We start from the raw sequence: 17,374 nt of genomic DNA on the forward strand, positions 1-17,374 counted from the left end.
GGTTTCCGAATGGGGAAACCCGGCAGTCGTCATGGGCTGTCACCCGCTGCTGAACACATAGGCAGTGTGGAGGGAACGCGGGGAAGTGAAACATCTCAGTACCCGCAGGAAGAGAAAACAACCGTGATTCCGGGAGTAGTGGCGAGCGAAACCGGATGAGGCCAAACCTTCGACGTGTGAGACCCGGCAGGGGTTGCGTCGTGGGGGTTGTGGGATCTCTCTTCCACGGTCTGCCGGCCGTGGGACGAGTCAGAAACCGTTGATGTAGGCGAAGGACATGCGAAAGGTCCGGCGTAGAGGGTAAGACCCCCGTAGTCGAAACGTCAGCGGCTCGTTTGAGAGACACCCAAGTAGCACGGGGCCCGAGAAATCCCGTGTGAATCTGGCGGGACCACCCGCTAAGCCTAAATATTCCCTGGTGACCGATAGCGGATAGTACCGTGAGGGAATGGTGAAAAGTACCGCGGGAGCGGAGTGAAATAGTACCTGAAACCGTGTGCCTACAAGCCGTGGGAGCGTCGGAACGAGGCTTGCCTTGTTCTCGTGACTGCGTGCCTTTTGAAGAATGAGCCTGCGAGTTTGCGGTGTGTTGCGAGGTTAACCCGGGTGGGGAAGCCGTAGCGAAAGCGAGTCCGAATAGGGCGGTTTTAGTAGCACGCTCAAGACCCGAAGCGGAGTGATCTAGCCATGGGCAGGTTGAAGCGGAGGTAAGACTTCGTGGAGGACCGAACCCACCAGGGTTGAAAACCTGGGGGATGACCTGTGGTTAGGGGTGAAAGGCCAATCAAACTCCGTGATAGCTGGTTCTCCCCGAAATGCATTTAGGTGCAGCGTCGTGTGTTTCTTGCCGGAGGTAGAGCACTGGATAGGCGATGGGCCCTACCGGGTTACTGACCTTAGCCAAACTCCGAATGCCGGTAAGTGAGAGCGCGGCAGTGAGACTGTGGGGGATAAGCTCCATGGTCGAGAGGGAAACAGCCCAGAGCATCGACTAAGGCCCCTAAGCGTACGCTAAGTGGGAAAGGATGTGGAGTCGCAGAGACAACCAGGAGGTTGGCTTAGAAGCAGCCACCCTTGAAAGAGTGCGTAATAGCTCACTGGTCTAGTGATTCCGCGCCGACAATGTAGCGGGGCTCAAGCGTACCGCCGAAGTCGTGTCATTGCAGCGTATAGCCCTAACGGGTGTTGTGATGGGTAGGGGAGCGTCGTCTGCCGGGTGAAGCGGCACTGGAAGGTAGTCGTGGACGGTTGACGAGTGAGAATGCAGGCATGAGTAGCGATACAAACGTGAGAAACGTTTGCGCCGATTGACTAAGGGTTCCTGGGTCAAGCTGATCTGCCCAGGGTAAGTCGGGACCTAAGGCGAGGCCGACAGGCGTAGTCGATGGATAACCGGTTGATATTCCGGTACCCGCTGTGAAGCGTCAAACATCGAATCCAGTGATGCTAAGGCCGTGAAGCCGCCCTGGAGCCTTCGGGCAAAGGGGAGTGGTGGAGCCGCTGACCCAAGTTGGTAGTAGGTGAGTGATGGGGTGACGCAGGAAGGTAGTCCATCCCGGGCGGTGGTTGTCCCGGGGTAAGGGTGTAGCCCGAGTGGTAGGCAAATCCGCCACTCTTGCAGGGTGAGACCTGATGCCGAGCCGATTGTGGTGAAGTGGATGATCCTATGCTGTCGAGAAAAGCCTCTAGCGAGTTTCATGGCGGCCCGTACCCTAAACCGACTCAGGTGGTCAGGTAGAGAATACCGAGGCGTTCGGGTGAACTATGGTTAAGGAACTCGGCAAAATGCCCCCGTAACTTCGGGAGAAGGGGGGCCACGTCTGGTGATCGGCTTTGCGCCGTGAGCTGGGGGTGGCCGCAGAGACCAGCGAGAAGCGACTGTTTACTAAAAACACAGGTCCGTGCGAAGCCGTAAGGCGATGTATACGGACTGACGCCTGCCCGGTGCTGGAACGTTAAGGGGACCGGTTAGCTCACTTTCGGGTGGGCGAAGCTGAGAACTTAAGCGCCAGTAAACGGCGGTGGTAACTATAACCATCCTAAGGTAGCGAAATTCCTTGTCGGGTAAGTTCCGACCTGCACGAATGGCGTAACGACTTCTCGACTGTCTCAACCATAGGCCCGGTGAAATTGCACTACGAGTAAAGATGCTCGTTTCGCGCAGCAGGACGGAAAGACCCCGGGACCTTTACTACAGTTTGATATTGGTGTTCGGTTCGGCTTGTGTAGGATAGCTGGGAGACTGTGAAGCTCGCACGCCAGTGTGGGTGGAGTCGTCGTTGAAATACCAGTCTGGTCGTGCTGGATGTCTAACCTGGGTCCGTGATCCGGATCAGGGACAGTGTCTGATGGGTAGTTTAACTGGGGCGGTTGCCTCCTAAAGGGTAACGGAGGCGCCCAAAGGTTCCCTCAGCCTGGTTGGCAATCAGGTGTTGAGTGTAAGTGCACAAGGGAGCTTGACTGTGAGACCGACGGGTCGAGCAGGGACGAAAGTCGGGACTAGTGATCCGGCGGTGGCTTGTGGAAGCGCCGTCGCTCAACGGATAAAAGGTACCCCGGGGATAACAGGCTGATCTTCCCCAAGAGTCCATATCGACGGGATGGTTTGGCACCTCGATGTCGGCTCGTCGCATCCTGGGGCTGGAGTCGGTCCCAAGGGTTGGGCTGTTCGCCCATTAAAGCGGTACGCGAGCTGGGTTTAGAACGTCGTGAGACAGTTCGGTCCCTATCCGCTGTGCGCGTAGGAGTCTTGAGAAGGGCTGTCCCTAGTACGAGAGGACCGGGACGGACGAACCTCTGGTGTGCCAGTTGTTCTGCCAAGGGCATGGCTGGTTGGCTACGTTCGGGAGGGATAACCGCTGAAAGCATCTAAGCGGGAAGCCTGCTTCGAGATGAGGACTCCCACCCACTTGATGGGGTAAGGCTCCCAGTAGACGACTGGGTTGATAGGCCGGATCTGGAAGCACGGTAACGTGTGGAGGTGACCGGTACTAATAGGCCGAGGGCTTGTCCTCAGTTGCTCGCGTCCACTGTGTTGGTTCTGAAACCACGAACAGCCTTTGGTTGTTGTTTGTTTCATAGTGTTTCGGTGGTCATAGCGTGAGGGAAACGCCCGGTTACATTCCGAACCCGGAAGCTAAGCCTCACAGCGCCGATGGTACTGCAGGGGGGACCCTGTGGGAGAGTAGGACGCCGCCGAACAAATTTTGAGGGAGACCCCCGCACCTTACGGTGCGGGGGTTTTTCTGTTTTCCGGGCCAAGGGCTTTGACTTACGGTGGTCGCATGACCACTGTCACCAGGAACGACTATGTAGTTCGTGCCATACGACCCGACGACTGGGAGCGGGTGAGGCAGCTGCGGCTGGACGCGCTGCGGGACCCGGTCGCGCACCTCGCGTTCCTGGAGACCTACGAGGAGGCCGCCAGCAAGCCCGACTCCTTCTGGCAGGACCGGGCCGTCGGTTCCGGTGCGGGCTCCACCACCGCCCACCAGTTCATCGCCGAGGCCCCGGACGGGACCTGGGCCGGCTCGGTCACCGTGCTCATGGAGGAGCCCGGAACCCAGGACTGGGCCGGGAACCCGGTCGAGCGGTGGCAGGGACACGCGGTCGGTGTCTTCGTACGGCCGGAGCACCGGGGCAACGGGCTGATCGAGGCCCTGTTCACAGCCGGCCTGACCTGGGCGTGGCAGCAGGACGCCGAGCGGGTGCGGCTGTTCGTCCACGAGGACAACCTCCGGGCCCGGACGGCCTACCGGAGGATCGGGTTCGCGCCCAGCGGTCTCGTCGTGGCCTTCTCCAAGGACGAGTCCGCCAACGAGCTGGAGTTCGTCATGGAGCGGCCGTCCTAGACGGGCAGTTCCTGGTGCGGCCAGCGGGTGCGGGCCTGTTCGCGGGAGCGGAGCAGGGCGAGCGCCGGCAGGCCCTGATCGGGGCCGGTGGCCAGCAGGTCCGGCAGTTCGGGGAACGGGGCCACGGCCGCGATGTCGTCCAGGACCAGGGTGAGTGGTGGGTCGAGCCGACCGGAGGATGACCGTTCGGCCATGCGCCGGCCGTGCTCGACCACGCTGGAGACGAGGGCCGTGAGGAGCGGCATCGCGCCCGGGTTGCTCCGCGGGTCCTCGATGGATTCACCGACCATATAAAGCGTGCCCCCTTCATGGACGAAGGAATCCAGGGCGAGGGCATCGGTTCGGTTGGGGGTGCACGCCTCCCGGATGTTCACCGTGAACAGCGCCGACAGGGCCCTGCTGGTCAGTTCCTGGGCGATGTCCCGCCGGTCCGGGTGCGCGGTCAGTGCCGCCTCCAGCTCGCCGGCGGCGCCGGGCGCGGCCTTGGGGTGGGTGCGCAGGGTGCGGACGGCGTCCTGGACCTGGGTGCCCTGCGCCCAGCGGTGCACATGCCGGATGGTGCGGTTCTCCAGGGCGGCGGCGTGCAGATAGCTGCGCAGCAGCGTGGTCGCGGTGTCGGCCACCGCCTGGTCGATCCGTGCGGTGGGCCGTACGGGGGCGAGCAGGGCCGTCGCCCGGTGCAGTGCCGTCTGTCTGTCATCGCAGCCCGCCGTGGGGGACCAGTGCAGGCGGGCCGGGGTGTCGCACAGGTGCGTGGGGTCGTAGAGCAGGGTGGGGCCCAGTTTGGCCCGGGTGTCCTTGGTCTCCGCCCACAGGGCCGGGTTGGAGGTGACGAGGACGACCGGACCCTCGGCGTCCCGTACGGCCTGGGTCGCGGCCGTCTGCCGGGCCTCCCGGGGCCCGAGGAGGACCTTCTCCCAGCCGCCGGCCCGGTCGTCTTCGGGAGGGAGGGCGATCGCAGGTGCCGGTGCGGCCACCGTGCTCACGGGGTCCGCCGGCCGCGGCTCCGGGCGCGGCACAGGGACCTCGTGGCGCGGCTCTGGGACGTCGTGGCGCGGCTCTGGGACGTCGTGGCGGGGGGCCGGGTCGGCGTGGCGCGGGTCCTGGGCCTCGTACGCGTACCGGGGCTCGGTCCGCGCGGGGCCCGGCGTGGTGCCCCGGGCCGCCATGGCCCGTCGTAGCCTGGCCGCCCGCCAGCGGGCCACCGCGCCCATCGCGAACACGGTGAGCACGAAGAGGATCATCAGCTGGCCGAGGAACAGCCCCCAGAACAGGCCCCAGCCGGACAGCTGGCCCGGCGGGGTGTCCGGCCAGGCGCCGGGGAGGTCGTGGGGCCTGCTGACGAGGTGGCGCATGGCCAGAGGGGTGCGGGTGAAGGTGACGCCCTCAGGCCAGGCGCCCTGGGCGAACCGGGCCGCGAGGCCGGTGGCCGTCCACACCAGGACGGTGAGGCCGATGAGGAACGCGAGGATGCCGATCAGCAGTCCGTCGGGGATGCCGCCCTGGCGTTCCCGGCGGATGTCACGGTGATCGTCCGGTCTCACGCTGCACTCCCTCTAGGCCACCGTCGACTCGGAGTCGCCCAGGTGCTGTTCCACGAAGGCCGCCGCCCGCTGCTCGGCCTCCAGCTCGGCCGCGCGCAGGGCGTCGTCGGCCGCCAGGTCGCTGGCCGACTCGGTCATGGCGCGGTCGGTGAAGACCAGCGGCCGTTCCGTCTCCGTGACCAGGTGCTTGACCACCTGGACATTGCCGTTGACGTCCCAGACCGCGATGCCGGGGGTCAGCGTGGGGATGATCTCGACCGCCCAGCGGGGCAGGCCGAGGACCCGGCCGGTGGCTCTGGCCTCGTCCGCCTTCTGGGCGTAGATCGTCCTGGTCGAGGCCATCTTCAGGATGGCCGCCGCCTCCTTCGCGGCCGCCCCGTCGACCACGTCGGACAGATGGTGGACGACCGCCACGAAGGACAGGCCGAGCCGGCGTCCGAACTTCAGCAGCCGCTGGAACAGCTGGGCCACGAACGGGCTGTTGATGATGTGCCAGGCCTCCTCGACCAGGAAGATGCGCTTCTTCCGGTCGGGGCGGATCCAGGTGTGCTCCAGCCACACGCCGACGATCGCCATGAGGATCGGCATGGCGATGGAGTTGCGGTCGATGTGGGACAGGTCGAAGACGATCAGGGGCGCGTCGAGGTCGATGCCGACCGTGGTCGGGCCGTCGAACATGCCGCGCAGGTCGCCGTCGACCAGGCGGTCCAGGACCAGCGCGACGTCCAGGCCCCACGCCCGTACGTCGTCTATGGCGACGTTCATCGCCTCCGCCGACTCCGGCTCGGGGTGCCGTAGCTGCTCCACGATGTCGGAGAGGACCGGCTGGCGGTCGGTGATCGTCTCGTTGACGTAGGAGTGCGCGACCTTCAGGGCGAAGCCGGCGCGCTCGTCCAGGCCGTGGCCCATGGCGACCTCGATGATGGTCCGCAGCAGCGCGAGCTGCCCGGTCGTGGTGATCGCCGGGTCCAGGGGGTTGAGCCGGATGCCGTGGTCGAGGGCGGCCGTCGGGTCGAGCCGGATGGGGGTTATCCCCAGCTCCTCGGCGATCAGGTTCCACTCGCCGACGCCGTCCTCGCCCTGTGCGTCCAGGACGACGACCTGGCGGTCCCTGAACCGGAGCTGGCGCAGGACGTACGTCTTCTCCAGCGCCGACTTGCCGTTGCCGGACTCGCCGAGGACCAGCCAGTGCGGGGCCGGCAGCTGCTGGCCGTACAGCTGGAAGGGGTCGTAGATGTAGCCCTTCCCGGAGTACACCTCGCGGCCGATGATGACGCCGGAGTCGCCGAGGCCGGGCGCGGCCGTGGGCAGGTAGACCGCCTGGGCCTGGCCCGTGGAGGTGCGCACCGGCGGCCGGGTCGTCTCCACCTTCCCGAAGAGGAAGGAGGTGAAGGCCTCGGTGAGGACGGACAGCGGATCCCGCATCGGAGAATCAGCCCCTACCTTCGGATGCCGGTGGCGAACGGAAGTGTGTTCACGAAGGCGCGGTGGTGCTCTCGGTCGCACCACTCCAGCTTGAGGTACGACTTGCCGGCGGAGGCCCTTATCGTGCGCTTGTCGCGGTTGAGGGCCTCCGGGGAGCGGGCGGATACGGTGATGTAGCCGACCAGGTTGACGCCGGCGGCGCCGCTGGCGAGGTCCTCGCCGCGCTGGTCGAGCCGGTTGTGCGCGGCGATGTCCCGGGGGTCGACCGTGCGGTTCATCTTGGCGGCGCGGGACGCCTCGGCCTCGTCGTTGGTCTTCTCGGTCAGCATCCGCTCGATGGCGACCTCGGTGGGTTCCAGGTCCATGGTCACGGCGACCGTGCGGATGACGTCCGGGGTGTGGACGAGGAGCGGGGCGAGGAAGTTGACGCCGACGGGCGTCATCGGCCACTCCTTCACCCAGGCGGTGGCGTGGCACCAGGGGGCGCGGGTGCTGGACTCGCGGGTCTTGGCCTGGAGGTAGGTGGGCTCCACGGCGTCCAGCTCGGCCGGCCAGGCGTTGCGCTGGGTCATCGCCTGGATGTGGTCGATGGGGTGGTCCGGGTCGTACATGGAGTGGATCAGGGAGGCGAGCCGGCCCTGGCCGAGCGGCTGGCGGACCCGGATGTCGGCCTCCTGGAGCCGGGAGCAGATGTCGGTCAGCTCGCGGGCCATGACGACGGCGAGTCCGGCGTCCCGGTCCACCTTGCCGCGGGTGCGGGCGGCGCGGGCCATGGCGTGGGCCTCGGCGGCCAGTTCCCGGCTGTAGTGCATGCAGGCGACGAGGTAGGCGCGGTGCTGCTCGCTGCTGGTGGAGACCATGGACTGGAGCTGGTCGTAGGAGCTCTGGAGCCAGTCCGGGGAGCGGTCGTCGCCGCGCACGGCGACGTCCTTGGCGTGCGCGTCCGGGTCGGCGGGCAGGGTGCGGGCGAGCATCTGCAGCCGGGTGACGAATCCGTCGCCGTTGGCGACGTGCTTGAGCAGTGTGCCGAAGCGGTCGACCAGGGCCTCCTGGTCCTCGGAGTCGCGCAGGCCGACGCCGGGGCCCTCGATCTCGATGGCGGCGGTGACCGTCTTGCGGTCGGCGTGCAGGAGGACGGCGATCTCGTCCGGGCCGAAGGGCGCGGCGAGCCAGGTGATGCGGCCGATGCCGGGCGGCGGGCCGACCTCGATCTCGCGGCCGTCGAGCCGGGTGCCGGCCTCCATGGCGCCGGACCGGTAGACGGCTCCGCGCTTGACGGTCCGCTTGTACGAGCGGTTGATCTCGAACCACTTGTAGAACGTGCGGTGCTTGTACGGCACGTAGACCGCGGCGAGCGCGAGCAGGGGGAAGCCTATGAGCAGCGCGATCCGCAGGGGCAGGACCGGTACGAGGAGGCCGCACATCATGCCGAGGAACGCGCCGGCGATGATCAGGGCGATCTCGCCGGATTCGCGGTTGCGGCCGATGATCGCGTTCGGCCGGGCGCGGCCGATGAGATACGTACGGCGGGGCGTGACCGGATGGGACAGGTGGGACTCGGTCGTCAACGCCCTTCACCTCCCGAGCGGTTGTTGCGGGTGTTGCTGGCGTGCGGGGTGTTGACCGGGCTGGACGCGCGGGGCGCGGGCGTGGCGGAGGGGACGGTTCCGCCGCCGTTCCCGGCCGGGGTACGGCTGCTGTGGGCGGTGACGCCGCCGGAGGCGGGGTTGGCCTGGCGGGGGGTGCTGCCCGACTGGCCGGCGCCGGCGTTGCTGTCGGCGCGGGTGCTGTGGGTCTTGATGCCCTGGGCGACGAGGGTGGCGGGGGAGCTGATGACGGCGGCGGCCTTGCCCTCCGCGCCTCGCATGATGCGGTTGTTGCGGCCGCTGGCGATCTCGTCGCCGAAGCCGGGGACGAAGCGGTAGATCATCGCGCTGGCGAAGATGGCGAGCAGGATGATGGCGAGGCCGGAGACGACGGCGGAGAAGGCGTCGGGGCCGTTGTCGCCGGACAGCGCGCCGGCCAGGCCGAGCACGATCACGATGACGGGTTTCACGAGGATGACGGCGATCATGATGCCGGCCCAGCGGCGGACGTGGCCCCACAGGTTCTTGTCGACGAGTCCGGCGTAGACGACGGTGCCGAGGAGGGCGCCGACGTAGAGGAGGGCGGCGCGGATGACCAGCTCCAGCCAGAGGACGCCGGCGGCGAGGATGCTGACCAGGGAGACGACGATCAGCATGATGGGGCCGCCGCCGATGTCGTTGCCCTTCTTCAGGGCGCCGGAGAAGGTGCCGAAGAACGTGTCGGCCTGGTCGCCGGTGGCTTTCGCGAGGACGTCGGTGACGCTGTCCGTGGCCGAGACGACGGTGTACAGGATCAGCGGGGTGAAGGCGGAGGCCAGCACGGTCAGCCAGAGGAAGCCGACGGCTTCGGTGATCGCGGTGGTCAGCGGCACGCCGCGCACCGCGCGCTTGGCCACGGCGAGCAGCCACAGCAGAAGCGTCAGGATGGTGGAGGCGGCGAAGACGATCGCGTACTGCTTCAGGAACGCCTGATTGGTGAAGTCGACGGTAGCCGTCTCCTTGACGGCCTGACTGAGCTTGTCGACGGTCCAGGAGGCGGCGTCGGCGCATCCCTTGGCCAGTGAGGAGAGTGGGTCGAGGGTGGAGGTGTCCGGGGCGAGGTTGCCGGACTTCCCGGACGTGTTGCCGCGCTCGCAATACTCCTTGGCCTCGCCCGAAATGGGTCCGCAGTCGACCCCGCCGTTCGACGGCGAGGGGGACGGACTGCCGGAGGGGGTGGGCGAGGGTTCCGCGAAGGCGCGCGTGGCCAGCAGCACGGCCGTGGTCTGTAGGGCTGTCACGACTCCGGCGAGCTTGAGCGCACGCTGCGGGCTACCGGGCATAGGTGAACCCTCCGTACTCTTCGATGGCTTTGCTGATCTCGTCGGAGGTGGCGGCTCTGTCGTCACCGGGTACCGGCGCGGGACCGTCCTGCTGTGTCTCGGAGCTGATCTTCCAGTCACCGTCCGACCAGCGCAGGTCGAACGTCCAGGTCTTCCAGGACGAGGTGACGGGGTCGGTCGAGGTGCTGCTGGCCATGCCGATGAGGCCCATGTACCAAACCGCGACCTTTGCGGAGTCGGCCTTGTACTGCCGCACAGTGGTGCCGATCGGAATCACACGGGAGACGAACGTGCTGCCCTTGGGCGGGTTGCCGGCCGGGTCGAGGCCCATCTTGGCTAGGAACTCGGCCGAGTAGGCCTGGTCCATGGGGCCCCTGAGGCGGGCCGCCGCCTCCTGGGTGTAGAGCAGATCCAGGAGACTGTGACGGCTGTCCTTGTTGAACATGCCTGTCGAACCCAGGGCCACGGCGTAGTTCGAGGCCGCCGACTGGGCTCCCTGTTCGGTGTGGGCGAACCCCGTGGGGACACCCCCGGACTTGGTCTCCACCGGACGTGTGCCGCTCGCCGCCGTCGCGGAGGTCACGGGTTGGTCGCTCTTCGTCGACGCCCCCGTCTTCTCCTCCTCGCCCCCCCGGTTCGCGAAGGCGATGGCGGCGATGAGGAGGACCACCACGCCGACCACCGTGATCAGGCTTCTGGAGGAGGAGCGCTGGGGGCGGCGGGGGGCGCCGCCGTAGGGGTCGGGGTCGGGGAGGCGGGTCCGGGTCTGGCCGGGCTCCGGGTGGTCGCCGTAGCCCTGGTAGTCGCGGTAACCCTGCTCGTCGACGGGACTCATGCCGCGTACGCCCCCTCCACCTCGTAGACATACGACGGTAGCCGTGCTGGTTCCCGCGCGGGCGCGGTGTGGTGACTCGACATCAGGGAAACGCAACCTCAGCCGGTGGGCACGACGGGTGGGTGGGGTGGAGGGGACAGCCGTGGCCGGGCGTGCCCGGAACGGGTGGGGTTACACCGCCATGCCGTACACGATGGTGAACAGTGTGCCGAGGGAGCCGATGATGAAGACCCCGGTGAGGCCGGCGATGATCAGGCCCTTGCCCTGCTCAGCGCTGAACGTGTCCCGCAGGGCCGTGGCGCCGATACGCTGCTTGGCCGCCCCCCATACCGCGATGCCGAGGCACAGCAGGATGGCGACGGCCATGACCACCTCGATCATCACCTTGGCTTCGTTGCCCAGGCTGCCGAAGGGGCCCCAGTCCGGAGCGATCCCGCCGATGATGGTGTTGATGTCTCCCTTGTCGGCCGCAAAGAGCATGTAAGTCACCGCCCCTGGTGGGTAGTTCCGCGAGCCCCTGCGGGCGCAGAGGTCAGGCCTCATTGTCGCCGACAACGTCGCCAACGTATGTCGACTTGGCGTCATTCACCGGCGGGTTTCGTCTGGGTGGCGCCTATTGTCACTCTGTGTATCACGGCAGGTCACCCCGGGCAATGAGGTCGGAGCGGAACCTGGTGTGCGGTTCCGTCGTTGACCCCCTCTACGACCTGCGCGGCTGTGACGGCCGGCCGGGTGAGCTGTCGCGTCGATGTTCTCACGGGGCAGGTGGCGGGCGGGTTCGTCCGGGTGTGCCGATTCACAGGGAAATCTCAGACAACTCGGGGTTTGCCTCTCACCTTTGACGGTGAGACTCGGTCCCGATGAAGCGCATCTCACGCGGCCCGGCCACCTCGCGGCCCGCGCTGCTCGGCGCGGTGGTGCTGCTCTCGCTGACCTCGGCCTCCGTGGCCGCCGCCGACGACGGGCCGGGGCCGTTCGGGGTCACCGTGGACGCCGTCGCGAACCGGTGGAGCGCGCGGGTGGGCGCGCTGTTCGCCGCGGACGGGGCGGGCCGTCCGGCCGGCGGTCACTTCTGCACCGCGTCGGTGGCGCACAGCCCGCACGGCGACCTGATCGTCACCGCCGCCCACTGCCTGGACGACCCCGGCCGCGACCTGGTGTTCGTGCCGGGCTACCGCGCGGGGCGGGCGCCGTACGGGGTGTGGAAGGTGACGCGGCGGTTCCTGCCCGAGGAGTGGACCCGGGGCCGGGACGAGGACAGCGACCTCGCCTTCGCCACCGTCGCCGGGCGGGGCGGGGGCCGGGTGGAGGACGCGGTGGGCGGCTACCGGTTCACGCCCGGCGTGGCCACCGGCGCGACCGGCGTGACCGTCACCGGGTACCCGGCCTCCCGCGAGGTGCCCATCACCTGCACCGACAAGCCGGCCCGGCACGGCCGTACCCAACAGCGCGTCGACTGCCCCGACTTCACCGGAGGCACCAGCGGCAGCCCCTGGGTCAACGGGGACCACGAGATCGTCGGGGTCCTCGGCGGTCACGAGGAGGGCGGCAGCACGGCCGGGACCTCGTACAGCGTGGCGCTGGGACGTGTGGCGGCGGAGCTCTACGAGGAGGCGGCGGCCGAACCGTCCTGACCTGGGCCCGCCCTTCGGCTCGCCGGCGGTTCCGGTGGCCGGAGCGGTCTCATGTATGCGGTCGCCACCGCGAAATGACGCCACATCATGAGAAAGGACTCTTGGATCCGCCCGCCATGGGGGAAAGTTGAACCGTGCGGAAGTCATGGGTGATCGGTGGGGCGGCCGGCGCGCTCGGCGTGAGCTTCGTGATGCTGCTGGTCGTCGGTGTGTACATCGTGGCGGGAAACCTGGTCAACGGGGTGACCTCGGGGAGCCGGGGGCTGGCGAAGGGGGCGGTGCCGGCCGCCTACAAGTCGTTGGTGCAGCGGTGGGGCAATCTGTGCCCGGCGCTCACGCCCGCGCTGCTCGCCGCGCAGCTGTACCAGGAGAGCGGGTGGAACCCGACCGTCGTCAGCCCGGCCGACGCGCGCGGTATCGCGCAGTTCATCCCGAGCACCTGGGCGACGCACGGCATCGACGGCGACGGTGACGGCAAGCGGGACATCTGGGACCCGGACGACGCGATCCCGTCGGCGGCCTCGTACGACTGCGAACTGGCCAAGTACGTCAAGGACGTGCCCGGTGACGTCTCCGACAACATGCTCGCCGCCTACAACGCGGGCGCCTACCGGGTGATCCGGGCGGGCGGGGTGCCGGCCATCAGCGAGACGCAGAACTACGTCAAGCGGATCCGCAGCCTGGAGAAGAGCTTCGCCGCGCCGGTCAGCCGGCTCGACCCCACCCGGCAGGCCGCCGGCGCCATCGCCTTCGCGCAGAGCCGGCTCGGCACGCCGTACCTGTGGGGCGGCAACGGCACCCCCGAGCAGGGCGGGCGCTTCGACTGCTCGGGCCTGACCAAGGCCGCGTACGAGAAGGTGGGGATCACCCTGCCGCGCGTGGCCAACGATCAGTACAACGCCGGGCCGCATCCCTCGCGGGACGAGCTGCTCCCCGGCGACCTGGTCTTCTTCTCCGACGACCTCACCGACTCGCGGGCCATCCGGCACGTGGGGATCTACGTCGGCGGCGGGTACATGATCGACGCCCCGCGCACCGGCGCCGTGATCCGCTTCGACCCGATCGACACCCCCGACTACTTCGGCGCGACACGGGTGACGGAGGAGGGCGCGCAGGCACTTCCCACGGCCGTGTGAACGATGCGTGAAGCTGCCCCCTGAGCTGCGCTGACGAGTCTCTCTTCGATAACGTCTGCGTGATCATTCAGTGGAGAGTGGAACGTATTCATGGTGCCCGTGCGTTCCTGTTGACGTAGCCCGGCGGACGTCAGTGCGGCAGTGCAGCGGAAGCGGATCTACGAACCACGGGGGGCTGGAGCGACGCACACCCGGTGCGTCCGGACGAACGACGAAGGGGCCGCAGCACCATGGCTGTACTCGCCGAATCCGGATCGAACCCCGACGTCGACCTGCTGTACGACATCAACGGCCTGGCCAAGGCCGCGCCGCACTGGTTCGACCGGGTCATGGAGTTCGTCGGCGAGTACGGGCTGCTGCTCGCCATGGTGCTGCTGGTCCTGTGGTGCTGGTGGGGCGTGCGGCGCCGGGGCGGCGAGGAGGCGGCGCCGTCGGTGGCCGCGCTGGTGTGGGCGCCGCTCGCGGCGGGCCTCGCGGTCCTCGTGAACGTCCCGATACGGGGCTTCGTGGAGCGCCCCCGCCCGTTCCGGGACCATCAGGGCCTGGACGTCCTGGTCTCCGGCAAGGACGACTTCTCCTTCGTCAGCGATCACGCGACGCTCACGATGGCGCTCGGCGTGGGCCTCTTCGTCGCCAACCGCCGCTTCGGCCTGGTGGGCATCGGCCTGGCCCTGCTGGAGGGCTTCTGCCGGGTCTACATGGGCGTGCACTACCCGACGGACGTCGTGGGCGGTTTCGCGCTCGGTACGGCCGTCGTACTGCTGCTGTCCCCGCTCGCCACGGCGCTGCTCACCCCGCTGATGCGGGCGGTGGAGCGCTCGCCGCGGGTGGGCTGGCTCGTGCGGCGGCGGACGGCGCCGGACGTCCCGGTGCTGCCCGGTGCGCGCCGCTCGGCGGAGACCGGGGAGCGGGACCTGGCCGCGTAAGCGGGAAAGCGGGAACGCGGGAATGGGCCGGCTCCTCCTCGGCGGGGGGCCGGCCCGTGGCCGTTCCTGAACCCTTACGGGCTCCTACAGCCCCTGCGGGTGCGAGAAGAACCGCTTGGGGTCGTACTGCTTCTTCACCTTGTCCAGGCGCGCGGCCGCGTCCCCGTAGTACGCCTTCTTCCAGTTCTTCAGCGTGGGGTCGGTGTAGTTCTGGTAGGCCGCGCCGGAGGCGTACGGGGCCATCGCCTTGTGCGCCGACGCCAGCCAGGTCTGGGCCGTGGTGCCGGCGGCCCCCGCGCCCCAGGAGGCGATGTACTGGGCCAGCATGCGCGAGCGGCGGTGGACGAAGGCGGTCGCGGTCGGGGAGACCCGGTTGACCGCGCCGCCGAGCGCCGTGAAGGCGATGCTGCCGGCGCCGCCGCGCACCGCCGCGATCTGCTTGAGCGCGGTCTGGATGCCGGCCGCGGACAGCGAGCGGTCGAAGAAGTCGGAGCGGGCCGCGTACGTCTCCCGGCCGAGCCGGCCCTGCGGGGAGCGGCCCGGGGTGGGGCCCGGCAGATGGCACTGGGCGTCGGTGGCGAAGGAGGAGCAGCCGGCGTAGATCTCCATGGCCTCCTCGTAGCCGCGGCGGCGCAGCGAGACCGAGCGGGCGCTGGCGCCGGCCAGGTGGGCCAGGCGGTCCACGGCGTTCTGTAGCTCGCGGTAGGTGCCGAGGGAGAAGCAGGAGACGGAGACGGTCGGGGTGCGGCCCGGTGAGCAGGCCAGGTGCAGGGAGGACCAGATCTCATCGGGCTGGGACGGGCCCCACTCCTGCCAGGCCTTCAGCACCTTGGCGGCCTTGGACCAGGGCCAGGTCAGATAGGCGGTGACGGCCTGCGGCGCGGGGTGGGTGCGGAAGTGCAGCTCGGTGACGACGCCGAAGTTGCCGTTGCCCGCGCCGCGCAGCGCCCAGAACAGGTCGGCGTGGTGGCCGGTGTCGGCGGTGAGCTGGGTGCCGTCGGCGGTGATCAGGGTGGCCTGGGTGAGGCTGTCGCAGGTCAGGCCGTAGGCGCGGGAGGCGACGCCGTGGCCGCCGCCGAGCACCAGGCCGGAGACGCCGACGCTGGGGCAGGAGCCGGCGGGTATGGTCACGCCCTTCGCGGCGAGCGCGCGGTAGACGTCGATCAGCTTGGCGCCGGCGCCGACGACGGCCTGGCCGCCGCCGACCCGGATCCGGTTCAGCCGGGACACGTCGACGATCAGCCGCTGGTCGCCGGAGGAATAGCCGGCGTAGGAGTGGCCGCCGTTGCGGATGGCGACCTTGACGCCGTGCGCGCGGGCGTACGCCAGGGTGGTGCGGATGTCGGCGGCGTGCGCCACATAGGCGACCGCGGCCGGTTTCAGGCCGTCGAAGCGGGTGTTGTAGAGCTGGCGGGCGGTCTTCCAGGAGGCGTCGCCGGGCCGGACGAGGGTGCCGTCCAGGTCCCGGGCGAGGGCCGTCCAGTTCGCGGCGGCCCTGGCCGGGCCGGTGGTCCGCAGGGCGGCGAGGGAGGTCGTGCCCGTGAGGGACGCGCGGGGTGCGGAGGAGTCCCCGCCCGCCGTGCACGCGGTGAGCGCGGTCGTCGCCAGGGCGGCCGCGCCGCCCGAGATGAACGTACGCCGTTCCATGTCCGTCGCCCTTTCCTCGGCTCCTGTGGAACGAGACGGCGCCCCGCGCCGCGGGGTTCCGCCGAACGGGTGAGGAACGGCGTACGGGTGTTCGTGTGGCCGACTCGTCGGAACCTCCATGTGCTCTCCCCGTGAGCATTCCGTGACCTAACCGGGCTGACGGCAGGGGTTCACTCTGCGTTCATTTCTGGCCATCGGCGGCTTCACCTGTTCTGCCTAATTTCGGCCGTACCCGGTGCGGAGTGCGGCATGGATTGCGCTCGCGCGCACCGCACTCACTCACCTCGCGCGCCGCCGATCGCGGCGGCTCCTGGAAGGACTCCCGAAAGTGAAGCTTCAGCGCAAGAACCGGCTGCGCGCCCTCTCTCTCGGTGCTGTCGCCGTCTCCAGTGCCCTGGCCCTGACGGCGTGCGGCTCCGACGACAACGGCGAGGGCAACGGCTCCGGGGGCTCGTCCGCCGCCGCGAGCGCGGGCTCCGTGAAGTGCGACGACGCCAAGGGCCAGCTGCTCGCGGACGGTTCCTCGGCGCAGAAGAACGCGATCGACGCCTGGACCAAGGTCTTCTCCCCGGCCTGCAACGTGCAGATCAACTACAAGGGCGCCGGCTCCGGTGCCGGTGTCACCTCCTTCACCCAGGGCCAGATCGCGTTCGCCGGTTCCGACTCCGCGCTGAAGCCCGAGGAGGTCGCCGCCTCCAAGAAGGTCTGCGAGGGCGGCCAGGGCATCGACCTGCCGATGGTCGGCGGCCCGATCGCCCTCGGCTACAACGTCCCCGGCGTGGACAACCTGGTCCTGGACGCTCCGACCATCGCCAAGATCTTCGACAGCAAGATCAAGAACTGGAACGACGAGGCGATCAAGAAGCTCAACCCCGGCGCGAAGCTCCCCGACCTGAAGATCCAGGCCTTCCACCGCTCCGAGGACTCCGGCACCACGGACAACTTCACCAAGTACCTGCTCGCGACCACGCCCGAGAACTGGAAGTACTCCGGTGGCAAGGCCTGGCAGGCGCAGGGCGGCCAGGCGGCCTCCGGCTCGGCCGGCGTGGCCCAGGGCGTCAAGCAGAATTCCGGCGCGATCGGCTACTTCGAGCTGTCCTACGCCAAGGGGCTCGACACCGTCGCCATCGCCACCGGCGCCAAGGCCCCGGTGAAGCCGTCCACCGAGTCGGCCACCGCGGGCATCGCCGCCGCCAAGGTCGTCGGCACCGGCAAGGACCTGGCGCTCCAGCTCGACTACAAGACCAAGGCCGAGGGCGCCTACCCGATCACCCTGGTCACCTACGAGATCGTCTGCGACAAGGGCAACAAGGCCGACACGCTGCCCGCCACCAAGGCGTTCCTGCGCTACATCGCCGGCGAGGACGGCCAGAAGGTGCTGGCGCAGAACGACTACGCCCCGATCCCCGCCGAGATCATCGCCAAGGTCCGCACCACCATCGAGGGCCTGAGCTGACCTGATCCGTGA

12 protein-coding genes and 2 rRNA genes (1 of these 14 only partly in view) are annotated in these 17,374 nt (G+C 68.4%); 7 read left to right on the forward strand and 7 right to left on the reverse strand.

Features of this window, described 5'->3' with window-relative positions:
* The 3 genes from Srubr_RS32685 to Srubr_RS32695 all read left to right on the forward strand — a co-directional run.
* Positions 1-3,014 (forward strand): 23S ribosomal RNA (locus Srubr_RS32685); it begins 109 nt to the left of the window's first position.
* Positions 3,015-3,084: 70 nt separating this feature from the next.
* Positions 3,085-3,201, forward strand: a 5S ribosomal RNA gene (gene rrf, locus Srubr_RS32690).
* 83 nt (positions 3,202-3,284) lie between these two features.
* Entirely contained in the window at positions 3,285-3,851 is a 567-nt protein-coding gene (locus Srubr_RS32695) for a GNAT family N-acetyltransferase (protein WP_189992729.1), read from the forward strand.
* Here the strand turns inward: Srubr_RS32695 and Srubr_RS32700 are convergent.
* From Srubr_RS32700 to Srubr_RS32725, 6 genes are all read right to left on the reverse strand, one after another.
* Positions 3,848-5,395 (reverse strand): P-loop NTPase family protein, encoded by a 1,548-nt coding sequence (locus tag Srubr_RS32700; protein ID WP_189992727.1) that lies wholly within the window; start codon positions 5,393-5,395, stop codon positions 3,848-3,850. The two genes, Srubr_RS32695 and Srubr_RS32700, sit on opposite strands and share 4 nt — an antisense overlap.
* Positions 5,396-5,407: 12 nt before the next feature.
* Positions 5,408-6,820, reverse strand: coding sequence for an ATP-binding protein (locus Srubr_RS32705; RefSeq protein ID WP_189992725.1), 1,413 nt, complete (start codon positions 6,818-6,820; stop codon positions 5,408-5,410).
* A gap of 14 nt (positions 6,821-6,834) precedes the next feature.
* Complete coding sequence (locus Srubr_RS32710) at positions 6,835-8,388, reverse strand: SCO6880 family protein (protein ID WP_189992722.1); 1,554 nt, start codon at positions 8,386-8,388, stop codon at positions 6,835-6,837.
* Positions 8,385-9,728 (reverse strand): hypothetical protein, encoded by a 1,344-nt coding sequence (locus Srubr_RS32715; protein WP_189992720.1) that lies wholly within the window; start codon positions 9,726-9,728, stop codon positions 8,385-8,387. Before Srubr_RS32715 ends, Srubr_RS32710 begins: the two co-directional genes overlap by 4 nt.
* Entirely contained in the window at positions 9,718-10,563 is an 846-nt protein-coding gene (locus Srubr_RS32720) for a hypothetical protein (RefSeq protein ID WP_189992718.1), read from the reverse strand. The genes Srubr_RS32715 and Srubr_RS32720 overlap by 11 nt, the downstream gene beginning before the upstream one ends.
* A gap of 171 nt (positions 10,564-10,734) precedes the next feature.
* Entirely contained in the window at positions 10,735-11,043 is a 309-nt protein-coding gene (locus Srubr_RS32725; RefSeq protein WP_014673544.1) for a hypothetical protein, read from the reverse strand.
* 380 nt (positions 11,044-11,423) lie between these two features.
* Here Srubr_RS32725 and Srubr_RS32730 point away from each other — a divergent pair, with 380 nt between their 5' ends.
* The 3 genes from Srubr_RS32730 (at position 11,424) to Srubr_RS32740 (ending at position 14,259) form a co-directional block, all read left to right on the forward strand.
* The gene (locus Srubr_RS32730; protein WP_189992715.1) at positions 11,424-12,197 is read left to right on the forward strand and encodes a trypsin-like peptidase domain-containing protein; all 774 of its coding nucleotides are present in this window, start codon (positions 11,424-11,426) and stop codon (positions 12,195-12,197) included.
* 134 nt (positions 12,198-12,331) lie between these two features.
* Positions 12,332-13,333, forward strand: a complete 1,002-nt coding sequence (locus Srubr_RS32735) for a C40 family peptidase (protein WP_189992713.1) — start codon at positions 12,332-12,334, stop codon at positions 13,331-13,333.
* Between the two features lie 230 nt (positions 13,334-13,563).
* Positions 13,564-14,259, forward strand: coding sequence for a phosphatase PAP2 family protein (locus Srubr_RS32740; RefSeq protein WP_189992711.1), 696 nt, complete (start codon positions 13,564-13,566; stop codon positions 14,257-14,259).
* An 84-nt stretch (positions 14,260-14,343) separates the two neighbouring features.
* Here the strand turns inward: Srubr_RS32740 and Srubr_RS32745 are convergent, their stop codons facing one another.
* The gene (locus tag Srubr_RS32745) at positions 14,344-15,906 is read right to left on the reverse strand and encodes an FAD-binding oxidoreductase (RefSeq protein WP_189992708.1); all 1,563 of its coding nucleotides are present in this window, start codon (positions 15,904-15,906) and stop codon (positions 14,344-14,346) included.
* A 328-nt stretch (positions 15,907-16,234) separates the two neighbouring features.
* Between Srubr_RS32745 and pstS the strand changes: the two genes are divergently transcribed.
* Positions 16,235-17,362 carry a phosphate ABC transporter substrate-binding protein PstS gene (gene pstS, locus Srubr_RS32750; protein WP_189992706.1) on the forward strand — a complete coding sequence of 376 codons (1,128 nt, stop codon included), beginning with the start codon at positions 16,235-16,237 and terminating at the stop codon, positions 17,360-17,362.
* Positions 17,363-17,374: the final 12 nt, after the last annotated feature.

The organism is Streptomyces rubradiris (assembly GCF_016860525.1).
GTDB lineage: Bacteria > Actinomycetota > Actinomycetes > Streptomycetales > Streptomycetaceae > Streptomyces > Streptomyces rubradiris.

Coding starts and splice junctions, on each gene's coding strand:
- Srubr_RS32695 (WP_189992729.1), top strand. CDS start 3,285: ATGACCACTGTCACCAGGAACGACTATGTAGTTCGTGCCATACGACCC.
- Srubr_RS32705 (WP_189992725.1), bottom strand. CDS start 6,820: ATGCGGGATCCGCTGTCCGTCCTCACCGAGGCCTTCACCTCCTTCCTC.
- Srubr_RS32715 (WP_189992720.1), bottom strand. CDS start 9,728: ATGCCCGGTAGCCCGCAGCGTGCGCTCAAGCTCGCCGGAGTCGTGACA.
- Srubr_RS32720 (WP_189992718.1), bottom strand. CDS start 10,563: ATGAGTCCCGTCGACGAGCAGGGTTACCGCGACTACCAGGGCTACGGC.
- Srubr_RS32725 (WP_014673544.1), bottom strand. CDS start 11,043: ATGCTCTTTGCGGCCGACAAGGGAGACATCAACACCATCATCGGCGGG.
- Srubr_RS32730 (WP_189992715.1), top strand. CDS start 11,424: ATGAAGCGCATCTCACGCGGCCCGGCCACCTCGCGGCCCGCGCTGCTC.
- Srubr_RS32740 (WP_189992711.1), top strand. CDS start 13,564: ATGGCTGTACTCGCCGAATCCGGATCGAACCCCGACGTCGACCTGCTG.
- Srubr_RS32745 (WP_189992708.1), bottom strand. CDS start 15,906: ATGGAACGGCGTACGTTCATCTCGGGCGGCGCGGCCGCCCTGGCGACG.